This window comes from Janthinobacterium lyxosi (assembly GCF_051380665.1).
Taxonomy (GTDB): Bacteria; Pseudomonadota; Gammaproteobacteria; order Burkholderiales; family Burkholderiaceae_D; genus Janthinobacterium.
This window is the reverse complement of the sequence record NZ_JBNYXM010000007.1, coordinates 140,105-161,291: the sequence shown is the minus strand read 5'-3', so window position 1 is coordinate 161,291 and position 21,187 is coordinate 140,105. Positions and strand designations below refer to the sequence as shown.

Annotated in this window: 22 protein-coding genes; 13 read left to right on the top strand and 9 right to left on the bottom strand. The window is 61.9% G+C overall.

Features of this window, described 5'->3' with window-relative positions; all coding sequences use genetic code 11:
- The 7 genes from thiS (at position 1) to ACQ4WP_RS09365 (ending at position 5,365) form a co-directional block, all read left to right on the top strand.
- Positions 1-204, top strand: a complete 204-nt coding sequence (gene thiS, locus ACQ4WP_RS09395) for a sulfur carrier protein ThiS (RefSeq protein ID WP_436520117.1) — start codon at positions 1-3, stop codon at positions 202-204.
- Positions 205-218: 14 nt separating this feature from the next.
- Complete coding sequence (locus tag ACQ4WP_RS09390; protein ID WP_436519929.1) at positions 219-1,013, top strand: thiazole synthase; 795 nt, start codon at positions 219-221, stop codon at positions 1,011-1,013.
- Complete coding sequence (gene thiD / locus ACQ4WP_RS09385; RefSeq protein ID WP_436520115.1) at positions 1,013-1,777, top strand: bifunctional hydroxymethylpyrimidine kinase/phosphomethylpyrimidine kinase; 765 nt, start codon at positions 1,013-1,015, stop codon at positions 1,775-1,777. The genes ACQ4WP_RS09390 and thiD overlap by 1 nt, the downstream gene beginning before the upstream one ends.
- Positions 1,778-1,787: 10 nt before the next feature.
- Entirely contained in the window at positions 1,788-2,423 is a 636-nt protein-coding gene (gene thiE / locus ACQ4WP_RS09380; RefSeq protein WP_436519927.1) for a thiamine phosphate synthase, read from the top strand.
- 79 nt (positions 2,424-2,502) lie between these two features.
- Positions 2,503-3,135, top strand: a complete 633-nt coding sequence (locus tag ACQ4WP_RS09375; RefSeq protein ID WP_071079471.1) for an ANTAR domain-containing response regulator — start codon at positions 2,503-2,505, stop codon at positions 3,133-3,135.
- Between the two features lie 100 nt (positions 3,136-3,235).
- A complete protein-coding gene (locus tag ACQ4WP_RS09370; protein WP_436519925.1) occupies positions 3,236-4,342 on the top strand; it encodes an S-(hydroxymethyl)glutathione dehydrogenase/class III alcohol dehydrogenase in 1,107 nt (368 codons plus the stop codon).
- Positions 4,343-4,528: 186 nt separating this feature from the next.
- Positions 4,529-5,365 carry a hypothetical protein gene (locus ACQ4WP_RS09365; RefSeq protein ID WP_436519923.1) on the top strand — a complete coding sequence of 279 codons (837 nt, stop codon included), beginning with the start codon at positions 4,529-4,531 and terminating at the stop codon, positions 5,363-5,365.
- Position 5,366: 1 nt separating this feature from the next.
- On the opposite strand, the gene ACQ4WP_RS09360 is transcribed toward ACQ4WP_RS09365, so the two are convergent.
- Both ACQ4WP_RS09360 and ACQ4WP_RS09355 read right to left on the bottom strand, forming a co-directional pair.
- Positions 5,367-5,891 carry a GNAT family N-acetyltransferase gene (locus ACQ4WP_RS09360; protein ID WP_436519921.1) on the bottom strand — a complete coding sequence of 175 codons (525 nt, stop codon included), beginning with the start codon at positions 5,889-5,891 and terminating at the stop codon, positions 5,367-5,369.
- Entirely contained in the window at positions 5,888-6,166 is a 279-nt protein-coding gene (locus ACQ4WP_RS09355; protein WP_436519919.1) for a hypothetical protein, read from the bottom strand. The genes ACQ4WP_RS09360 and ACQ4WP_RS09355 overlap by 4 nt, the downstream gene beginning before the upstream one ends.
- A 109-nt stretch (positions 6,167-6,275) precedes the next feature.
- On the opposite strand from ACQ4WP_RS09355, the gene ACQ4WP_RS09350 reads away from it, so the two are divergent.
- Positions 6,276-8,585: a UvrD-helicase domain-containing protein gene (locus ACQ4WP_RS09350; protein ID WP_426074674.1), complete on the top strand. Its 2,310-nt coding sequence runs from the start codon at positions 6,276-6,278 to the stop codon at positions 8,583-8,585.
- Positions 8,586-8,647: 62 nt separating this feature from the next.
- On the opposite strand, the gene ACQ4WP_RS09345 is transcribed toward ACQ4WP_RS09350, so the two are convergent.
- From ACQ4WP_RS09345 to ACQ4WP_RS09335, 3 genes are all read right to left on the bottom strand, one after another.
- The gene (locus ACQ4WP_RS09345; protein ID WP_436519917.1) at positions 8,648-9,433 is read right to left on the bottom strand and encodes a BPSS1780 family membrane protein; all 786 of its coding nucleotides are present in this window, start codon (positions 9,431-9,433) and stop codon (positions 8,648-8,650) included.
- Between the two features lie 2 nt (positions 9,434-9,435).
- On the bottom strand, positions 9,436-10,392 hold the full coding sequence (locus ACQ4WP_RS09340) for a homoserine kinase (RefSeq protein WP_436519915.1): 957 nt from the start codon (positions 10,390-10,392) through the stop codon (positions 9,436-9,438).
- 83 nt (positions 10,393-10,475) lie between these two features.
- Positions 10,476-10,871, bottom strand: a complete 396-nt coding sequence (locus ACQ4WP_RS09335) for a hypothetical protein (RefSeq protein ID WP_099760675.1) — start codon at positions 10,869-10,871, stop codon at positions 10,476-10,478.
- A 290-nt stretch (positions 10,872-11,161) separates the two neighbouring features.
- On the opposite strand from ACQ4WP_RS09335, the gene polA reads away from it, so the two are divergent.
- Together polA and ACQ4WP_RS09325 are read left to right on the top strand one after the other, a co-directional pair.
- Positions 11,162-13,921: a DNA polymerase I gene (gene polA, locus ACQ4WP_RS09330; protein WP_436519912.1), complete on the top strand. Its 2,760-nt coding sequence runs from the start codon at positions 11,162-11,164 to the stop codon at positions 13,919-13,921.
- Positions 13,922-13,949: 28 nt separating this feature from the next.
- A complete protein-coding gene (locus ACQ4WP_RS09325; RefSeq protein WP_436519910.1) occupies positions 13,950-14,834 on the top strand; it encodes a dienelactone hydrolase family protein in 885 nt (294 codons plus the stop codon).
- A gap of 78 nt (positions 14,835-14,912) precedes the next feature.
- Here ACQ4WP_RS09325 and ACQ4WP_RS09320 read toward each other — a convergent pair whose 3' ends face one another.
- Positions 14,913-15,194: a hypothetical protein gene (locus ACQ4WP_RS09320; RefSeq protein WP_436520128.1), complete on the bottom strand. Its 282-nt coding sequence runs from the start codon at positions 15,192-15,194 to the stop codon at positions 14,913-14,915.
- On the opposite strand from ACQ4WP_RS09320, the gene ACQ4WP_RS09315 reads away from it, so the two are divergent.
- The 3 genes from ACQ4WP_RS09315 to ACQ4WP_RS09305 all read left to right on the top strand — a co-directional run bounded on the left by ACQ4WP_RS09315 (position 15,082) and on the right by ACQ4WP_RS09305 (position 17,868).
- Positions 15,082-15,840 (top strand): ZIP family metal transporter, encoded by a 759-nt coding sequence (locus ACQ4WP_RS09315; protein ID WP_071079461.1) that lies wholly within the window; start codon positions 15,082-15,084, stop codon positions 15,838-15,840. The genes ACQ4WP_RS09320 and ACQ4WP_RS09315 overlap by 113 nt on opposite strands.
- 284 nt (positions 15,841-16,124) lie before the next feature.
- Entirely contained in the window at positions 16,125-17,519 is a 1,395-nt protein-coding gene (locus ACQ4WP_RS09310) for an ATP-binding cassette domain-containing protein (protein ID WP_436519908.1), read from the top strand.
- The gene (locus ACQ4WP_RS09305; RefSeq protein ID WP_436519906.1) at positions 17,440-17,868 is read left to right on the top strand and encodes a hypothetical protein; all 429 of its coding nucleotides are present in this window, start codon (positions 17,440-17,442) and stop codon (positions 17,866-17,868) included. Before ACQ4WP_RS09310 ends, ACQ4WP_RS09305 begins: the two co-directional genes overlap by 80 nt.
- Before the next feature lie 43 nt (positions 17,869-17,911).
- Here ACQ4WP_RS09305 and ACQ4WP_RS09300 read toward each other — a convergent pair whose 3' ends face one another.
- Genes ACQ4WP_RS09300 through ACQ4WP_RS09290 form a run of 3 tightly spaced genes read right to left on the bottom strand, consistent with a single transcriptional unit; the run spans position 17,912 to position 20,856 of the window.
- Complete coding sequence (locus tag ACQ4WP_RS09300; protein ID WP_436519904.1) at positions 17,912-18,763, bottom strand: sulfurtransferase; 852 nt, start codon at positions 18,761-18,763, stop codon at positions 17,912-17,914.
- Between the two features lie 12 nt (positions 18,764-18,775).
- Positions 18,776-19,699: a DMT family transporter gene (locus tag ACQ4WP_RS09295; RefSeq protein WP_436519902.1), complete on the bottom strand. Its 924-nt coding sequence runs from the start codon at positions 19,697-19,699 to the stop codon at positions 18,776-18,778.
- Positions 19,700-19,755: 56 nt separating this feature from the next.
- Positions 19,756-20,856, bottom strand: coding sequence for an aromatic ring-hydroxylating oxygenase subunit alpha (locus ACQ4WP_RS09290; RefSeq protein ID WP_436519900.1), 1,101 nt, complete (start codon positions 20,854-20,856; stop codon positions 19,756-19,758).
- Between the last annotated feature and the right edge of the window lie 331 nt (positions 20,857-21,187).

Sequence of the window (21,187 nt, the reverse complement as noted above, 5' to 3'; positions counted from 1 at the left end):
TTGATATCCATCACGCTCAACGGCGCGCCGCACCAGGTGCCGCCCGGGCAAACCCTGGATCAATTGATCGCTACGCTGTCGCTGGAAAACCAGGCGCTGGCGCTGGCCGTCAACCGCAACGTCGTGCCGCGCAAGGCGTGGCCGGGCAAGACCTTGCAAAGCCAGGATCAAGTGGAAATCGTCCGCGCCATCGGCGGCGGCTAGACTAAGGAAAAGCAATGACAAGTAATAACAACGACGACCTGCTGACCATCGCAGGCAAGCAATATCAATCACGCCTGCTGGTGGGCAGCGGCAAGTACAAGGACTTGCCGCAGACGCGCGAAGCGACGGACGCGGCGGAAGCGCAAATCATCACGGTGGCGATACGCCGCGTGAATATCGGTCAGGACCCGAACGCGCCCAGCTTGCTCGATGTCGTGCCGCCCGACCAGTACACGATCTTGCCGAACACGGCCGGCTGCTACAACGCGAAAGATGCCGTCTATACCCTGCAGCTGGCGCGCGAGCTGCTGGGCGGGCGCAACCTGGTCAAGCTGGAAGTGTTGGGCGATGAAAAGACCCTGTTTCCGCACATGCCGGAAACCCTGATCGCGGCCGAAGCGCTGGTCAAGGATGGCTTTGACGTGATGGTCTATTGCAGCGATGACCCCATTCAGGCAAAGATTCTGGAAGACATCGGCTGCGTGGCCGTCATGCCGCTGGCATCCCTGATCGGCTCGGGCATGGGCATCTTGAATCCGTGGAACTTATCGCTGATCATAGCCCAGGCGAAAGTGCCCGTGCTCGTCGATGCTGGCGTGGGCACGGCGTCGGATGCGGCCATCGCCATGGAGCTCGGTTGCGATGGCGTGCTGATGAACACGGCGATTGCCGGCGCGCGCGATCCCGTGCGCATGGCGCATGCCATGAAGCTGGCCGTGCGGGCAGGGCGCGAAGCGTTTCTGGCGGGACGCATGCCCCGTAAATTCGCCGCCTCGCCGTCGTCGCCGATGGCGGGCCGCCTGGCGTGATGGGGCAACGGCGTCCCACCGTGCTGGTGTTTGCCGGCCTCGACCCGTCGGGCGGCGCCGGCCTGGCCGCCGATATTGTGGCCATTGCGGCGCAGGGCGCGCATGCGCTGCCCGTGATTACGGTGCTGACGGTGCAGGACAACGATCGCGTGTTTGCCGTCGAACCGGTGGCGCCGGAATTGCTGCGCCGCCAGGCGCAGGCGCTGATCGACAAGATGGTGATCAGCGCCGTGAAAATCGGCATCCCGGGCAGCGCCGCGAATGCGGCCGTCATTGCGCAACTGATCGCGCAATTGCGGCTGGCCCGGCCTGACTTGCCCGTGGTGCTCGACCCCGTGCTGGCCAGCGGCCATGGCGACGTGCTCAGCCGGGACGATGCCGTGCTGGCGCTGGCGCCCTTGTTGCCGGTGACAACCGTGATCGTGCCGAACGGGCCGGAAACGCTGGCCCTCGGCGGCGAGGCAGCCTTACTTGCGCAAGGCTGCAAGAACGTGCTGGTGACGGGCGGGCATGGCGACGGTGAGGAAGTGCTCAACCGTTGGCTTGATGGCGGAGGCGGGGAGCGCGCGTGGCGCTGGCCCCGTTTGCCCGGCACCTTCCACGGCAGTGGCTGTACTTTGGCGTCCGCCATCGCGGCGCGACTGGCGTTGGGCCAGGCGTTGCCCGAAGCGCTAGACCTGGCGCAAGCCTATTGCCATGCGGCCCTGTCCGGCGCGTATGCGATTGCGCCAGGTCAGCTGATACCGCAACGATTCAATGAATAAGGAAAACATCATGCGTGGACTGTATCTGGTCACCCCCAACTGGGATGACACCGATCGCTTGCTCGACGTGAGCGAGCAAGCTTTGCAGGAAGGTGTGGCCCTGCTGCAATACCGCCACAAGAGCGCCGAGGCGGAACAACGGCGCGAGCAGGCGGGTGCCTTGCTGGCGCTGGCCCGCAAGTATGGCGTGCCCTTCATCATCAATGATTTTCTTGAACTGTGCGAAGAGCTCGATGCCGATGGCGTGCATGTGGGGGGTACGGACGCCTCCGTGGCGCAGGTGCGCGCGCGCCTGGGTGCTGGCAAGATCGTGGGTGCTTCCTGTTATGGCGATATGGCCTTGGCACGGACGGCCGAGGCTGGCGGCGCCAGCTATGTGGCCTTCGGCGGCTTTTATCCTTCGCTGGTGAAAAAGTACCCGGTGACGACGCCCGCCGATATCGTGCTGCAAGCCAAACGCGAGATCGCCTTGCCGTGTGTAGTGATCGGTGGCATGACGCCGGACAACGCCGCGCCGCTGGTCGCGCGCGGCGCCGACATGGTGGCGGCCATCAGCAGCGTATTTGGCAACGTATTGAGCAACGTCGACCAGGCGGACGATGTGAGTATTGCAGTGCAGCAATTTAATCAATTGTTTGCGGCGTGAGCATGGGAATGGGGGGCTGATTTGGGCGAACAATCGGCATATAATAAGAGCATCATTCATTACCGAGGTCCCTTTACCCATGAGTCAGCCAGCCGCCGCGAAACGCCTTATCCTGATCGTTGACGATGACCAGCTCCTGTTGGAATTCCTCGGCGAAGTCCTGCGCCATGCCGGCTACGAGACGGCCCTGGCCAATTCGGCCGAAGTGGCGCTGCAAATGGTCGCCCAGCGCGAGCCGGACCTGGCCTTGCTCGACATCCACATGCCGGGCATGTCCGGCCTGGAATTGGCCAAGCGCCTGCACGGCGAGACGGGCGTGCCGTTCATGTTCCTGTCCGGCAGTGGCGATAGCGAATCGGGCAAGCAGGCGGCCGCCTACGGCGCCGTCGGCTACGTGGTGAAACCCGTCGATGAAGGCCGTTTGATGCCTGCCTTCGAAGCGGGCCTGGCGCGCGCCGATGAAATCCGCCAGCTGCGGCGCACCGAGCTGAACCTGAATGCGGCCCTGGCAGCCGGGCGCGAAACGAGTCTGGCCGTGGGATTGCTGATGGGCAAGTTCCAGACGGACCGCAATACGGCCTTCGAGGTGCTGCGCGACCACGCCCGCTCCAGCCGCCGCAAGATCAATGAAATCGCCAGCCAGCTGCTGCTGGCCGAGGAAACCCTGAACGGCCTGCACGGCGCATTCCTCAACCGCGCGAAAACCAAGTAAACGTTGCCCCGGCGCCGGCGTGGCATGTCGGCGCCTGCCTTGTTATGATGTGACGATACGGCGCGCTGGCGCGCCTGGTTCAACCACTGACAGGACACACATGAAAACCAAAGCAGCGATTGCATGGAAGGCGGGCGCCCCTTTGAGCGTCGAAGAAGTCGACCTGGCCGGCCCGCGCGAGGGCGAGGTACTGGTCGAGATCAAGGCCACGGGCATTTGCCATACCGATTACTACACCTTGTCGGGTGCCGATCCGGAAGGCATCTTCCCGTCCATCCTGGGCCATGAAGGCGCCGGCATCGTCGTTGACGTGGGCCCGGGCGTGAAAAGCCTGAAAAAAGACGACCACGTCATTCCCCTGTACACGCCGGAATGTCGCCAGTGCAAATTCTGCCTGTCGCAAAAAACCAATCTGTGCCAATCGATCCGCTCCACGCAGGGCCGCGGCCTGATGCCGGACGCGACCTCGCGCTTTTCCATCGACGGCAAACCCATCTTCCACTACATGGGCACGTCCACCTTCTCGAATTACATTGTCGTGCCGGAAATCGCCCTGGCCAAGATCCGCGCAGATGCACCGTTCGACAAGGTTTGCTACATCGGCTGCGGCGTGACCACGGGCGTGGGCGCCGTGCTGTTTACGGCCAAGGTGGAAGCGGGCGCCAACGTGGTGGTGTTCGGCCTGGGCGGCATCGGCCTGAACGTGATCCAGGCAGCGAAGATGGTCGGTGCGGATAAAATCATCGGCGTGGATATCAACCCGGCGCGCCAGGCCATCGCCCGCAAGTTTGGCATGACGCATTTCGTCAACGCCAACGAAGTGGAAAACGTGGTTGACACCATCGTGCAGCTGACGGATGGCGGCGCCGATTACAGCTTCGAGTGCATCGGCAACACCACCACCATGCGCCAGTCGCTCGAGTGCTGCCACAAGGGCTGGGGCCAGTCCATCATCATCGGCGTGGCCGCGGCCGGCCAGGAAATCTCCACGCGTCCCTTCCAGCTGGTGACGGGGCGCGTATGGAAAGGTTCCGCCTTCGGCGGCGCACGGGGACGCACGGACGTGCCGAAGATCGTCGACTGGTACATGGAAGGCAAGCTCAATATCGACGATTTGATCACGCATCGTTTGAAACTGGAAGATATCAACCAGGGTTTCGAATTGATGAAGAGCGGCGAATCGATCCGCTCCGTGGTGCTGTACTGATGTCAGATACGCCGTACCACGGCGTTTTTGCGGAGGCTGCGGCCTCCGTTTTTTTCGTCCGTGATTTGCCATTCATCGCGCAAGCCTGCCGTCCAGGCCAGCCTTTTTGCAGCCTGTCGCACCGCGCTGGAGCCGCCTGCCGTGCCTGGCTAGAGTAGACGCTCCAACCATACACACGAGGCAGCCATGTCCACTTCCCACCGTTTGATCCTCAGCCTGGCCGGTATCGTGCTTGGCGGCAGCGCGCTGGCCGTGCAGCCGCCTGCGCCACCTGCGCCGCCCAGCAAGCAAATCAGCATTTCCATGGGCAGCGGCGATGGCTATGCGCTCGTCGACAGCAGCGAGGATAGCGTCACCATGGCAGGCACCGATGTCGATGGCCAGCAGATTAAACAGCTGCAGCGTTCGCTCAAGGGGCATTTCCTGTGGTTCCGTGACCAGGGCAAGGGCTATGTGACGCAGGATGCCGCGCTGCTGGCCCGCGTGCGCGACGCCTGGAAACCGTCGCAGCAGCTGGGACTGGAAATGAGCGGCCTGGGCAAGCAGATGAGCGAGCACGGCAGGGCGATGGGCGAACTGGGCAGCAAGATGGGCGCCCATGGCCAGGCGCAGGCGAATGGCGGCACGCGCGATGCGGAGCAGTTGCAGGCGTTGGGCCGCCAGCAGCAGGAACTGGGCCGCAAGCTTGGCGAGGCGGCGCGGCGCCAGGCGCAGGCGGGCACGGAGACGGCGCGCCGCGCGGCGGTGCGCGACGTGGAGCGTTTGCAGCAGCAGATGGAAGATGCGCAGGACGCCATGGAAGAGGTCAACGACCGAATTGCCGCCAAGCAAGAGGTCGAAGCGGCCAAGGTGGATGCGTTGTCGCGCCAGATGGATCAGCGTGGCAAGCCGATGGAAACCCTGGGCAAGCAAATGGAAGTGCTGGGACGCCAGCAGGAAAAGGCATCGAAAGCGGCCGACAAGACCACGCGCCAGGTGATCGCCCAGGCGCTCAGCGAAGGCAAGGCAAAGCTGGTGCGCTGAGTCAGCGGGCCAGTGGCTTGCGCATCAGGCAGCGCCGCGCCGGGTCGTGTCCGTCCTGCGCTTCGCGCGCCAGTTTGAGCGCGTGACCCGCGCCCAGCGCCACAGCCTCGATGTCGCTGAAACCGTGGCGCGCATAGTAGGGCGCGTTCCATGACAGGTGGCGATAGGTGCTCAGTGTCAGGCAGGCGCAGCCCAGCGCCTGGGCATGGGCCGCCGCCGCGTCGAGCAGGCGCGTACCCAGGCCCTGCCGTTGATGTGGCAGGGCAACGGACAATTCCACGATAAACCACTGGCCGTCGAGCGGCTGGGCGGCCAGGAAACCCGATGGCCTGCCCTGGCCATCGGCGGCCACCCATACGCCGCCTTCGCGCTGCAGCGCCTGTAAAGTGCTCAATGGCAAGGGTTCTCCTTGCGCCAGCCACGCCAGTCCGGGGCCGGCCTGGGCAAACAGGGCTGCGGCGCTACGCTCGACCTGGGCCAGCAGGGGCAGGTCGGCGCTGGTGGCTGCGCGGATGACGTAGCTCACGGCGTGTTCCACACGGCGGCCACGGCCCGGTATTGGGCCGGCAACTGCCCCCTGGCGTCGTCTTCGCTGGCATACACCTCATCCTGCACCGTGTCCCAGCGCGCATCGCAGCAGAAACGGTAGACGCGCGCCTCGTCGCCGTAGCGGCAGACGGCCAGGCCGTGGATGGCGATAGGGGCGGTGCCACCATGTTCATCGGTGACGTGGCCGAAGGGCAGGTCGGACCAGGCCCAGTCCAGTACGCGGGCGCCGTCGAGATGAGTGGGTGGTGTCATGGGATACAGGCTGCTGTGTCGGGACGCCGATTGTAGCGCGCACATGGAAAACTGGCGCGACCGCTGGACAAATGCACAGTATTTTTAGCCATGCCGGTATAATCACGGCATGCAAAATCTTCTTCACAACCTCAATCCCGAACAATTGGCTGCCGTCACCTTGCCGGCCCAGCATGCGCTGATCCTGGCTGGCGCCGGTTCGGGCAAGACCCGCGTGCTGACCACCCGCATCGCGTGGCTGATCCAGACCCAGCAGGTATCGCCGCCCGGCATCCTGGCCGTGACCTTTACCAACAAGGCCGCCAAGGAAATGCTCACGCGCCTGTCGGCCATGCTGCCAATCAACACGCGCGGGATGTGGATCGGCACCTTCCACGGCCTGTGCAACCGCTTGCTGCGCACGCATTACCGCGACGCCGCCTTGCCGCAGACCTTCCAGATTCTCGATTCGCAGGATCAGTTGTCGGTGATCAAGCGCTTGTTGAAGGCGAACAACATTGACGATGAGAAATTCCCGCCGAAGACGGTGATGTATTTCATTAACAACGCCAAGGACCAGGGCTTGCGCGCCACGGACGTGGAAGCGTATGACGCGCACGAGCGCAAGATGGTCGAGCTGTACCAGTTGTATGACGACCAGTGCCAGCGCGAAGGCGTCGTCGATTTTGCCGAATTACTGCTGCGCACGTACGAATTGCTCAGCCGCAACCAGCCGCTGCGCGAGCACTACCAGGCCCGCTTCCGCCACATCCTGGTGGACGAGTTCCAGGATACGAATAATCTGCAATACAACTGGCTCAAATTGCTGGCCGGCCATGGCAGCCGCGATGGCGGCGCCCTGTTTGCCGTCGGCGACGATGACCAGAGCATCTATGCGTTCCGTGGCGCCAACGTGGGCAATATGAGCGCCTTCGAACACGAGTTCCAGGTGAAGAACTTGATCAAGCTCGAGCAGAACTACCGCTCGCATGGCCATATCCTCGACAGCGCCAACGTGTTGATTGCGAACAACAGCAAGCGCCTGGGCAAGAATCTGCGCACGGACGCGGGCCATGGCGAGCAGGTGCGCGTGTATGAAGCCAGTTCCGACTTGCAGGAAGCGCAGTGGATCATCGAAGAGGCGAAAAGCTTGATCGCCGATGGCGCCTCGCGCAGCGAAATCGCGATCTTGTACCGCTCGAATGCGCAGTCGCGCGTGATCGAACATGCGTTGTTCTCGGCGGCGATTCCGTACCATGTGTACGGCGGCCAGCGCTACTTCCAGCGCGCCGAGGTCAAGCACGCGATTGCTTATTTGCAATTGATGGACAATCCGCACAACGATTCGGCGTTCTTGCGCGTGGTCAATTTCCCCACACGCGGCATTGGCATGCGCTCGATCGAGCAATTGCAGGCCGCGTCGGAACAGTACGGCATCTCGCTGTACGCGTCCGTGCCCTATGTGGCGGGCAAGGCGGGCAGCGTGCTGGCCGGCTTCGTCAAGCTGATCGAAGGCGTGCGTTTCGAAACGCAGCAATTGTCGCTGCCGGAAATGGTCAGAGTCGTGCTGGAAGCGAGTACCTTGCTGCAGCATTATCAGAATGAAAAGGAAGGCGCCGACCGCATCGAGAATCTGGAACAGATGGTCAGCGCGGCCAGCCAGTTCGTTTCCGAAGAAGGTTTCGGCCAGGCAGCGCCGGCCCATCTGGGACCGGCCGCCCAGGCGCAGTCGGGCGCGCCCGTGGTGAACCAGGATGGCATCGAGATACTCGATGCCGATGCGCCGCTGCCGGCCGTGATGTCGCCGCTCTCCGCGTTTTTATCGCACGCGTCGCTGGAAGCCGGGGATAATCAGGCGCAAGCGGGCCAGGATGCGCTGCAGATGATGACGGTGCACTCGGCCAAGGGCCTGGAATTCGACAACGTGTTCATTACCGGGCTGGAAGAAGGCCTGTTCCCGCACGAAAGCAGCTCGAAGGAAGACAACGGCGTGGAAGAGGAACGCCGGCTGATGTACGTGGCGATCACGCGCGCGCGCAAGCGGCTGTATATGAGCTTTTCGCAGACGCGCATGCTGCACGGCCAGACGCGCTATAACATGAAGTCGCGTTTCTTCGATGAATTGCCGGAAGAAGCGCTGAAATGGCTGTCGCCAAAGGTACAGGCGAACTGGTTCGGCAACCGCAAGTCGGCCTGGGACGAGGCACCGCGCGTGGCCAGCCTGGGTTCGGACAATGCGATTGCGCAAAAGATCGCGCAAAAAGCCACGGGCGGCGGCTGGCGCATCGGCGAATCGGTGGCGCACGCCAAGTTCGGCGAAGGCGTGATCGTCAATATCGAAGGCGGCGGCGGCAATGCGCGCGCGCAAATCAATTTTGGACAGCACGGCATGAAGGTGCTGGACCTGGGGATTGCGAAACTGGAACGGCTGGGACGCTAAGTTAGCTGAGGAATGCCGGGGTCAGACCCGTCGGGTCTGACCCCAGTTTTTCGCTGGTGGGATTACTGCTTGTCCAGCGACACCGTCTTGCTCTCATCGACGGGCACGCCGAAGATCTGGCGGTAGGCGGCGTAGAACGAGCAATGCATGATGATGGTGAGTATCATCGACAGCGGCATCATCAGTTGCATCATCAGCGGCGTGCGGCCAAAGATGACGGCGAGCAACTGGCTGGTGACGACGCTGATGGCGAACCAGGTGGCGGCGAAGACGATGAAGGCCGACAGCGAGCGCCAGACGGCGAAAAAGCTGAAGAACAGTGACTTGCCCAGGCCGGTTTTTTGCCAGTAGATCAGCGGCGCGGCAAAGCAGAAGGCCATGGCGGCCGGCACATACAGCACGATGGCCAGCAGGATGCCGAGGCCCAGGCGCGATTCGGGGATGGCGGTGCGCGCGGCTTCTTCCGTCAGTTGCCCGGTGACCAGTTGCCACAGCAGGCCATCGTCCACCAGGGTCGAGGCGCCGATGGCAACAATGGCCATGAGGATGTACAGCACGCCCAGGCCAAACAGGGCGGGGAAGGCCGGCTTGCGGAAGCCCGAGATCAGCAGGCTGGGCAAGACGCGCTTGCCCTGGTCGATATTCAGGCAGCCTTGCACGAAGGCCACGGAAAACACGGGGACGAGGATGACGGGCAGCATCTGACCGAGCACGGGTACGATGCTGACGGCCAGCATGCAGAACATATAGCCGAGAAACAGCATCGACATGCCGCCAGGTTGCTTGCGAAACAGGGCGAAGCCTTGTTTCACCCATTGCCAACCTGTACTTGCAGGTAATTTTTCCATGTTTAAAACAGTTCCGGAGCAGGTGTGGCGATACGTTCGCGCAGAATGCGTTCGAAATGCGCCGGATCGTGCGGGGTCAGCATTTCCGCTTCGCGCGGCTGGTAATAATCGTACAGGCGTGACAGCCAGAAGCGCAGCGCGGCAGCGCGCAGCATCGCTTGCCATGCCGTCTGTTCTTCGTGCGTGAACGGGCGCACGGCCCGGTAGGCGTCGAGCAGGGCGCGCACTCTTGCCGTGTCGAGCACGCCCGTGGCCAGGTTGATGCACCAGTCGTTGACGGTGACGGCGACATCGAACAGCCAGGTGTCGCAGCCGGCAAAGTAAAAGTCGAAAAAGCCCGTCAGTTGCTCGCCGTCAAACATGACATTGTTGCGGAACAAGTCGGCATGCACGGGACCGCGCGGGATGGCTTTATACGTATCGCAGGCCGCAAAGGCATCCTGGAAATGGATTTCCGCGCGCAGCAGATGCGCCCTGGCATCATCGAGGTGGTGCAAGACCAGCGGCGTGGTGGCGTTCCACCACGCCAGACCCCGCAAATTCGGCTGCTGCAGGGGGAAATCGCGTCCCGTCAGGTGCATCTTCGCCAGCATGGCGCCGACAGCCGCGCAATGCACGGCTTGCGGCGCCATCTGCGAGCTGCCGTCGAGTTTGCTGACGATGGCGGCCGGCTTGCCTTGCAAGGCCGTCACCAGTGCGCCATCGGCATTGGCGATCGGCGCCGGCACCAGTACGCCCCGGTCCGCCAAATGACGCATCAGTTGCAGATAAAACGGCAATTGCTCGAAGCTGAGATTCTCAAAGATCGTCAGCACATACTCGCCGCGCTCCGTGCTCAGGAAGAAATTGCTGTTTTCGATGCCGGATGCGATGCCCTTGAGCGCCAGAGGTTTGCCGAGTGGAAACTGCGTGATCCATTGGCCGATATCGTCCAGGTGTAGCGCGGTAAAAACTGCCATGGGAAAGAGAGGAATGGTCTAAAAGGTCAAAAAAAGCCGGCTGCCCCGCAGGTGGCCGGGGCAGGGCAGAAGAGAGTGGCTGCTTACTTCGCTGCTGCGGGCGGTGCTGGTGCGTCCGCTGCCTCTTCATCGCGTTGTTTCTGTTTCTTCTTGCCTAGGTCGAATTCCAGCACTTTCCATTGCGGGCCGCGCAGGGCGTTGCCGTTGGCCTGGTCGGCGCCGGCGGCCGGCTTCATGTAATAGGTGCTGCCGCCGCTGGTGACTTTCACTTCGCTGGTCACGCCCGCTTCGCGTTTCTCGGTAATCTGCTGCTTGGCGGCGGCCGGTGCCACGGTGATGGGCGCTTCGCCCATTTCCTCGATGCGTTCGAGCTGTGGCGGCGCGTCGCTCGGTTTGGCCGGCGTCTGGGCGCTGGCAATGGCCGAACATGCCAGCAGGGGTAGGGCGAGGAATGTCCAGAGTGTCGATGTACGCATCATGATGGGTTCGCTTCCATGTGTGGGACTGCAGCGCGTGCAGTGGTGTAATGCCGTCAATTTATCTATAAGGCATTGTAACAAACTGGTAGGCAATGCTGTTTAAATGAGCCGAAATGGCTCGCAGCGGCAGCCCGCGCGCACGCACGGGGCCGCCAGTGTGGCAAAAACAGCAAGAACAGCACGTGTTGCGGCCGGTGGCGCGGGCCTAAACTCTGCGATAATTGGGCGATATTTCACCCGTCTGCCGCTGTTTCCCCGGCTGGCGCGGCTCACCTTATTTTATTGGCATTATGCAAAACACCCTGCTGTTAGTCGACGGTTCCAGTTACCTTTATCGCGCCTTCCATGCGCTGCCCGACCTGCGCAGCCCGGACGGCTATCCCACGGGCGCCATGCACGGCATGGTCAACATGCTGCGCCGCCTGCGCGCCGATTACCCGGCCGCCTACATCGCCTGCGTGTTCGATGCCAAAGGTAAAACTTTCCGCGATGACATGTATCCCGAGTACAAGGCCACGCGCGCCTCGATGCCGGATGACCTGCGCCTGCAGATCGAACCCATCCACGAAGCCGTGCGCGCCATGGGCTGGCCCATCCTGATGGTCGACGGCGTGGAAGCGGACGACGTGATCGGGACGCTGGCCGTGCAGGCGGCTGCCGCCGGCATGAACGTGGTGGTCTCCACGGGCGACAAGGATCTGGCGCAGCTGGTCAACAGCCAGGTGACCCTGATCAATACCATGAGCAATGAAAAGCTCGACGAAGCGGGCGTGTTGGCCAAGTTCGGCGTGCCGCCGAACCGCATCATCGATTATCTGTCGCTGATCGGCGATACGGTCGACAACGTGCCGGGCGTGTCGAAATGCGGCCCGAAGACGGCTGTCAAATGGCTGACCTTGTACGACAGCCTGGAAGGCGTCATGCAAAACGCGGCCAAGGTGGGCGGCGCCGTGGGTGAACACCTGCGCACGGCCCTGCCTTGGCTGCCGCAGGCGCGCGCCTTGATCACCGTCAAGACCGATTGCGATTTGTCGCAGCACATGACGACGATCGCCGACTCGCTGGTGGCGAAACACGAAGACAAGGAAGCGCTGCTGGCCTTCTTCAACCGCTACGGCTTCAAGGCCCTGCTGCGCGAACTGGGCGCCACGCCGCCACCGATGTCGCCGGTGGGTGCACCTGTGTCCGGTGGCGCGGCTGCCAACACGACTGGCGACATGTTTGCCGATGCGGCCCCAGCGGTCGACGCCGTGTATGAAACCGTGCTGACCGACGAACAGCTGGATAAATGGATCGCCCTGATCGATGCGGCGCCCTTGACGGCCGTGGACACGGAAACCACCTCGCTGGAACCGATGACGGCGCAGATGGTGGGCATTTCCCTGTCCGTTGCCGAGCATGCTGCCTGCTACATCCCGCTGGCCCACGATTACGCGGGCGCGCCGGACCAATTGTCGCGCGAACACGTGCTGGCGAAACTGCGCCCGTGGCTGGAAGACGCGAACAAGCCCAAGCTGGGCCAGAACCTGAAATATGACAGCCACATCTTCGCCAATCATGGCGTGACCTTGCGCGGCATCGCCCACGATACCCTGCTGGTATCGTATGTGTTCGAATCGCACAAGAAGCACGACATGGACAGCCTGGCCCTGCGCCACCTGAACTACACGACGATCCCGTTCGAGGATGTGTGCGGCAAGGGCGCCAAGCAGATCACCTTCAATCAGGTGGAAGTGGAGCAGGCGGCGAAATACGCGGCCGAGGATGCCGACATCACCATGCGCCTGCATAACAATATGTGGGGCAATGTGGCGAACGATGAAAAACTGACCTTCATCTATGAAAAGATCGAGATGCCGACGGCCGTGGTCTTGCAAAAGATCGAGCGCAACGGCGTGCTGATCGACGACGCGCTGCTCAACATCCAGTCGGCCGAGCTGGCCGTGAAAATTCTCGAGCTGGAAAAGAAGGCGTATGAACTGGCCGAGCAGCCGTTCAACCTGGGCTCGCCCAAGCAGATCGGCGAAATCTTCTTCGAGAAGCTGAAGTTGCCAGTGGTCAAGAAAACCCCGACGGGTGCGCCATCGACGGATGAAGAAGTCTTGCAAAAGCTGGCCGAGGATTACCCGTTGCCCAAAGTGCTGCTGGAATACCGCGGCATGGCCAAGCTGAAATCGACGTACACGGACAAATTGCCGAAGATGATCAACGTCACCACGGGGCGCGTGCACACGAACTATGCGCAAGCCGTGGCCGTGACGGGGCGCCTGGCGTCGAACGACCCGAACTTGCAGAATATCCCCATCCGCAGTGCGGAAGGCCGCCGCATCCGCGAAGCCTTTATTGCGCCACCGGGCAGCCACATCGTCTCGGCCGACTATTCGCAGATCGAATTGCGCATCATGGCGCATATCTCGGGCGATGAAGCCATGCTGCGCGCGTTTGCCGACGGCATCGACATTCACCGCGCCACGGCCGCTGAAATCTTTGGCGTGCCGGCCGCGGAAGTGCAGAGCGAACAGCGCCGCTACGCCAAAGTCATCAACTTCGGGCTGATCTACGGCATGAGCGCGTTTGGCCTGGCCGGTAACCTGGGTGTGGACCGCACGGCCGCGCAAAGCTATATCGACCGTTATTTCGCGCGTTTTTCCGGCGTGAAACAGTATATGGAAGACACGCGCCAGCAAGCCAAGGCGCGCGGCTACGTGGAAACCGTGTTCGGCCGCCGTTTGTGGTTGCCGGAAATCAATTCACCGAACGGCCCGCGCCGCCAGGGCGCGGAACGGGCGGCGATTAACGCGCCGATGCAAGGCACGGCCGCCGACCTGATCAAGCTGGCCATGATCGCCGTGCAAGGCTGGCTGGAAACGGATGGCTTGCAAACGAAGATGATCATGCAGGTGCACGATGAACTGGTGCTGGAAGTGCCGGACGCCGAGCTGGAGCTGGTCAAACGCAAGCTGCCGGAACTGATGGCCGGCGTGGCTGCGCTGAAAGTGCCGCTGACGGCGGAGGTAGGTGTCGGTAAAAATTGGGACGAAGCGCACTAAATTTCAACACATCCTTCAGGAGAAACGCATGAGCGACATGATCACCGATTGTGAAAGTTTGCTGGGCCAGAGCAGCTTGTCCGGGCCGGACGGCCGGCGTGGTTTCCTGAAGGTGGCGCTGGGAACGGGCTTTGCCGTGGCCGTGCTACCCGTGGCGGCGCAAAACGTTATCAAGACCGATTCCGCCGGGCTCGTCACGGCCAGCGTGTCCGTCATGATCGATGGCCAGGCCGTGCCCATGTATGCGGCCCAGCCGGAAGGCAAGACGGGCTTGCCCGTGGTCTTGGTCATTTCGGAAATCTTTGGCGTGCATGAACATATCGCCGACATGGCGCGCCGCTTCGCCAGGCAGGGCTTTCTGGCCCTGGCGCCCGATTTGTTCGTGCGCCAGGGCGACGCGACCAAGGCGGCCAGCATCCCGGAATTGATGAAAGGCATCATCGCCAAGACGCCGGACGCGCAGGTCATGGCGGATCTCGATGCTGTTGTTGCGTGGGCGAAACAGAATGGCGGCGACACAAGCCGCCTGGGTATCACGGGCTTTTGCTGGGGCGGGCGCATCACGTGGCTGTACGCGGCGCACAATCCGGCCGTCAAGGCGGGCGTGGCCTGGTATGGCCGCCTGGTGGGCGAACCCAATCCCTTGCAGCCGAGCAACCCCATCGATATCGCCGCCAGCTTGAAAGTCCCCGTGCTGGGATTGTATGGGGGCAAGGATACGGGCATCACGCAGGAATCGATCGCCAAGATGAAGGACGCGCTGGCGAAGGGCGGCAACAAGTCGGAATTCGTCGTCTACCCCGATGCGGGCCACGCCTTCAACGCCGATTACCGGCCCAGCTATGTGGCCGCCGACGCGAAAGACGGCTATGTGCGCTGCCTGGCCTGGTTCAAGCAGCACGGCGTGGCGTGATGCCGCAGCAGCACAATACCTGAATTTTCCAGAAGTTGAACCGAAAGGCGTACCGGGCTGTAAAATGCCCGATACGCGTCAATGCAGTACAATTGCATCTTCACTGCGCCACGCTGCCGCCAAGCGCGCATAAGATTGAATAATAAGCAACACCATACAGATCAAGCCAGACGCCAGCATAGCGGGCGCCCGTAGGCCGGCGCCATTTTGAGGTAAGAAAATCATCGATCCCGTCCTTATATCCATTTTGCTCGCGACCACGCTCGCGGGCGTGTTGAGCATTACCGCAGCGGCAATCTTTTCGTTTGCATTCTTGTCCAAAGTGGTCGAGCGCATGGTCAGCTTGTCCGTCGGCATCATGTTGTCGACGTCTTTGCTGCACGCCTTGCCCGAAGCGTTCGAGTCGCAGGCCGATCCGCGCAGCCTGTTCGCGACCTTGCTGGCGGGCTTGCTGGCCTTTTTTATGCTGGAAAAATTTGCCATCCTGCGCCACTCGCACCACCACGAAGGCGATGGTCACCACCATGCGCACGGCCATGACAAGCACGAGGCGGGCAAGGCCGGCTGGATGATCCTGGTCGGCGACGGCATGCACAATTTTACCGATGGCATCCTGATCGCCGCCGCCTTCCTGGCCGACCCGAAACTGGGCCTGGTGACGGGTCTGGCCATCATCGCGCATGAAATCCCGCAGGAAATCGGCGATTTTATCGTGCTGCTCAATGCCGGTTTCTCGCGCCTGCGCGCCTACATTTTCAATCTGCTGTGCAGCCTGATGGCGGTGGCGGGGGGCTTGCTCGGCTATTTCACCCTGGACCGCGCCAGCAACCTGATTCCTTACGTGCTCGTGTTCGCCTCGTCCGGTTTCATCTATATTGCCTTGAGCGACCTGATGCCGCAGATGCAGCGCCGCGCCACCCTGCGCGAAACCATCCCGCAAGTGCTGCTGATCGCGCTGGGCGTGTGCATCGTGCTGTTCCTGACGCATAAGCGCCACGGTGGTTGATGCGCGGGTGCGGTGCCGCAGTGCTACCTATGCTATATTGCCTTTCTGACTAACTTGAACAGAAAGGAGGAAAATATGGAAATTTTTATGCTCGCCCTATGGGATGCGCGTTCTTCAAGCACATTTGCCAGCTCTTGCCCACGTTCTATCGCGCTGCGATAACTTGGCCAGAGCAAAGCCACCCTCCTGAATAGAGTTTTTCTCTAGAGTCCTTTCTCGGCTCACGGTTTTCGTTAGCGCTCCTGTTAACGCGGATGCTTGCATCCCGAACAAAGACAAGAGCCATGACTACCCTTATCTCTACCCAAGCTTTACAGCTGGATACCCACGACGGTTTCCTCTTCAACGAACTCGCCTTTACCTTGCGCCAGGGTGACCGCATCGGTCTGATCGGCCACAATGGTTGCGGCAAATCCACCTTGCTGGGCTTGCTCAGCGGCACGCGCGAAGCGACCTCCGGCACCATTCATTACGCCCGTGCCTGCCGTTTGCAGCACGTGGAGCAGCACTTGCCGGCAGAACTTGCCAGCCTGAGCCTGTACGATGCCTTGCTGGCGCCCGTGCTGGAGCAGCCCGAGCTGCATTGGCGGGTCGATAGCCTGCTGGCCGAACTGGGTTTCGACCTTGATACGGCGCAAGTGCCCGTGCATTCGCTGTCCGGCGGCCAGCACACGCGTCTGCTGCTGGGGCGCGCCCTGCTGCAGGAGCCGAACGTGCTGCTGCTGGACGAACCGAGCAATCACCTGGACTTGCCGTCGCTGCTATGGCTGGAGCAATTCCTGTTGACATGGCGCGGCGCCTTCATCCTCGTCTCGCACGACCAGCGCCTGCTCGACAACGTGGCCACGCGCAGCTGGATCTTGCGCGATAGCCGGTTGTACGATTTCGACTTGTCGTGCGGCCCCGCGCTGGCGGCGCTGGCCGAAGCCGATATTGCCGCTGCCGCCCGGCATGCGGCCGAACAGAAGGAAATCGACCGCCTGGCCGTCAGCAGCACCCGCCTGGCGCTGTGGGGCAAGATCTACGATAACGTCGGCATGGCGCGCAAGGCTAAAAACATGCAGCGGCGCATCGACAAGCTGCAGGACGAGCAATCGTTCGTCAGCGATGGCGCGCCCTGGTGCTTGAGCCTGCGTGGCAAGGCGCTGACGGCGGACCAGCTGCTGGCGCTCGATGGGCTGGACGTGCGCGCCGTACCCGCATCCCCTTTGCTGTTCCAGGTCGGCCAGCTGTGGCTGAAACCCGGCGACAGGGTCGCCTTGCTGGGCGCCAATGGTAGCGGCAAGTCGTCCCTGCTGCGCCTGTGCTGGCAAGCGATACAGGCACAGGACGAGCGGGCCGACCTGCGCTACCACCGCGCCGCCAATATCGGCTATTACGACCAGTCGCTCAGGCAGCTGGCCGACGATGCGGATTTGTCCGATGCCTTGTATCCGTTTGCCGTGCAAAACGAGGCCGCGCGCAGCCAGGTGGCGCGCAAGCAAGCCTTGATTGCGGCCGGTTTCCCGTATGTGCGCCATGGCCAGACTGTCGCCACCCTGAGCGGCGGCGAGCGGGCACGGCTGCTGTTCCTGGGGGCTATCCCTGGCCAGTTATCACTTGCTGCTGCTCGACGAACCGAGCAACCACCTGGACATGCAGGGCAAGGCGGAACTGGGGCAAGCTCTGCACGGCTTTGAAGGGGGCTGCCTGCTGGTGTCGCACGACCGCGACCTGATCGAGACGGCATGCAACCGTTACTGGGTGGTGGCCGATGGCCAGCTGGAAGAGTGGCCGGATGCGGCTAGCGCGTATGCACGGCTGAGTCTTGAGGATGGGCTGGCGTCGTTGCCGGTGGCGCGGCTGGAAACCTCACCGCTTGCTCCAGCGCAAACCGATGTCGATCTGCAATTGGAACGCCTGTGCGAACTGGAGCAATTGCTGGCCGAGGACCTGGCCCGCAAGCCGCGCCACCAGAAGCCGTCCAGCCAGCTGGCGTGGCAGGCGGAACTGGAACGCTTGAATCAATCGCTGGGGATAACGTCGTAGTTATCCACTGGGCATGAAAAAGCGGACCGAGGTCCGCTTTTTTTTAGTTGCCCGTCGCCACGGGTCGCGCCGGATCGGCGCACCATTCGCTCCACGAGCCCGGGTACAGGGCCGCGCCAGGCAAGCCAGCCACTTCCAGTGCCAGCAAGTTGTGGCAAGCGGTCACGCCGGAACCGCACTGCATGATGGCCGCTTGCGGTGCGTCAAGCAATGCGCTGAAGTCGCGTCGCAGTTCGTCCGCATTCTTGAAACGGCCATCGGCTTGTAAATTATCCTTGAAGAAACGGTTTTTCGCGCCGGGGATGTGGCCGCCCACGGGGTCGATGGTTTCGTTTTCGCCCCGGTAGCGGTCGGGGGCGCGCGCGTCGATGACACTCAATGCCTGTGTTTCCAGGTTGGCGACGACGTCCTGCACGCTGACCGTGCGCGTCAGGCTGGCTTTTTCCGTCAGCTTGCCGGCAGGGCGGGGTGCCACGGGCGTGACCAGCGGCAAGCCTTGCGCCTGCCAGGCGGCCAGGCCGCCGTCCAGCACGGCGACGGCAGGATGGCCGACCCAGCGCAGCAGCCACCACACACGGGCGGCGAACATGCCGCCCTGGCCGTCATAGGCGACGACTTGCGTGTCGTCATTGATGCCCCAGCCGCGCAAGTTGGCCAGCAGGACATTGCGATCCGGCAAGGGATGCCGGCCGGTAAAGTCCGCGCCGCGCGCCGTCTTGGGGCCGGACAGGGCCGTGTCGATATCGGCAAACTGCGCGTTCTGGATGTGTCCGGCGGCGAATGCATCGCTGCCAGCCGTGGGGTTGAGCAAGTCGTGGCGGCAATCGAGGATGACCCAGTTGCTGTCATTCAGATGGCTGGCCAGTTCGTGGCTATTGATCAAGGTCGTATACAAGGTAATCACTCCTTACACTTCGCTGGCGATGGGATCCGTGCGCGCGATGGCGGCGCCACGGGCCGTGTTGCGGGTATTGTAATAGGTGGCGGCAATGCCCGAGGCGAGGATGATGCCGATGCCGGCCCAGCCGTGCCAGTCGAACAGGTCGCCAAAGATCACCACGCCCCAGAAGCTGGAAAAGACGATGCCCGTGTATTGCAAATTGGCAACCACAAGGGTCTTACCCAGGCGATAGGCGCGCGTCATGGCCATCTGCGCCATGGTGGCGCACAGGCCGATGGCGGCCAGCAAGCCGATGCCGTAGCCGCTCGTGTGTGCGTGCCAGACGACGGGACCACCGCCGGCGCTGGCCACGTGGCCGATCACGCCAGCGAGGAAGTTGACGACCGAGAAATAAAACACGACCCGGTATTCGGGTTCGCCCAGCAAGCCCAGTTTGCGCACTTGCAAGTAGGCGAGGGCCGACAGCATGCCGGAAATCAAGGCCGTGATGGCGCCACCCAGCTGGTCCGACTCGAATACGGGTTGCAGCAGCAGGGTCACGCCGACAAAGCTCATGGCAATCGCCGCCACCAGCGGCCACTCGACCTGCTGCATGCCTTTCCACCAGCCACCGGCCAGCAGGATCACGGCGATCCAGATGGGCGCCATGTAATTGAGCGTCATGGCCGTGGCCAGCGGCAGGATGGCGATGGCGTAAAACCACAGCCACAGGGCGATCACGCCCACCACGCCGCGCCACAGATGCTGGCCCGGCATCGTGGTTTTAAAGCTGCCGCCCTGGTACAGGATAGTGCAGCTCATGACGGTCATGCCGATGATGCCGCGGTACATGACGATTTCCGAGGTCGAATACAACTCCGACGCCAGCTTGACGCACACGCCCATGATGGCGAACATGAAACTGGCGAATAACATCCAAAGAGACTGCATGAGTAAATCCTGGTGACGAAAATGAAAAAGGCCGCGCAATGCGGCCCTTGAAGGAATTACAGCTCGATATTGTTGCGGTACCACTCGTGGAAGTGCTGCATGCCATCTTCCATCGGTGACTGGTAAGGCCCCACTTCGCTCACGCCGCGCGCCATCAGGGCCTTGCGGCCGGCATCCATGCGCAGGGCGATTTCATCGTCCTCGACGCAGGTTTCCATGTAGGCGGCCCGTTCCGCGTCGACGAAGTCGCGTTCGAACAACACGATTTCCTCGGGATAATAGAACTCCACCACATTGCGCGTCTTTTGCGGGCCGTCCGGCCACAGGGTCGAGACGATCAGCACGTGCGGATACCATTCGACCATGATGTTCGGATACAGGGTCAGCCAGATGGCGCCATACGGTGGCACTTCGCCACCGCGGAATTGCAGCACCTGCTCCTGCCATTTCTTATAGGCGGGCGAACCGGCCTGCTGCAAGCCGCGGTGCACGCCCACCGTTTGCACGCTGTAATCCTTGCCGAATTCCCAACGCAGGTCGTCGCAGCTGACGAAGCTGCCCAGGCCCGGGTGGAACGGTTCCACGTGATAATCCTCGAGGTAGACTTCGATGAAGGTCTTCCAGTTGTAGTCGCACGCGTGGATTTCCACGTGGTCGAACATATAGCCGGAGAAATCGAGGTCTTTCGAGACGGACAAATCTTTCAATTTTTCCATCACGTTGTAGCCATTTTGCTCGAACAGCAAGCCATTCCAGCTTTGCAGCGGGGTTTTCGACAGGTTCAGGCACGGCGTCTCGGGGAAGTGCGGCGCGCCGATCAATTCACCCTTGAGGTCGTAGGTCCAGCGGTGCAGCGGGCAGACGATATGGTTCGCATTGCCGCGGCCATTGAACATCAGCGCCTGCCGGTGGCGGCATACGTTGGACAGCACTTCGATGCCATTGGCGTTGCGCACGAGCATGCGCCCTTCGTTCTCAGACGCCAGGGTCGAAAAATCGCCGGTTTCCGGCACCATCAGCGCATGCCCGACATAACGCGGGCCGGCTTGGAATAATTGCTGCATTTCACGCTGCAACAGCGTTTCGTCAAAATAGACGTGGACCGGAAGTTGCGCGTTTGAACGCGCCAGCTTGGCGTGAGTTGCCAGATCGGACATCCCAACCCCCCATAAATGTACAACGGTCAGCAGTGCCCCAGGCTATTCCCTGGGCAACCGCTACAGAGAGAAAGAATCCGCAAAGACCTGAATTCAAATTTGTTGAAACGGTATTTCGGACACAACCGGCGATTATAGCGCGTATCGGCCTCGGCATTATCAAACCCCTCCGGCAAATAGGCTATTAATGAGAAATATTGTCATTTACCGTGCAATTTCCGGTCGATGGGGGCGATTGCGCTTTAGTTTTCACTTAATAGTGTGGTTTGTTCTAAAATAACGCTTCTATGCTGGCCGGGAGTCCCCGGCGTCTCCCTACATACCCCTCGTG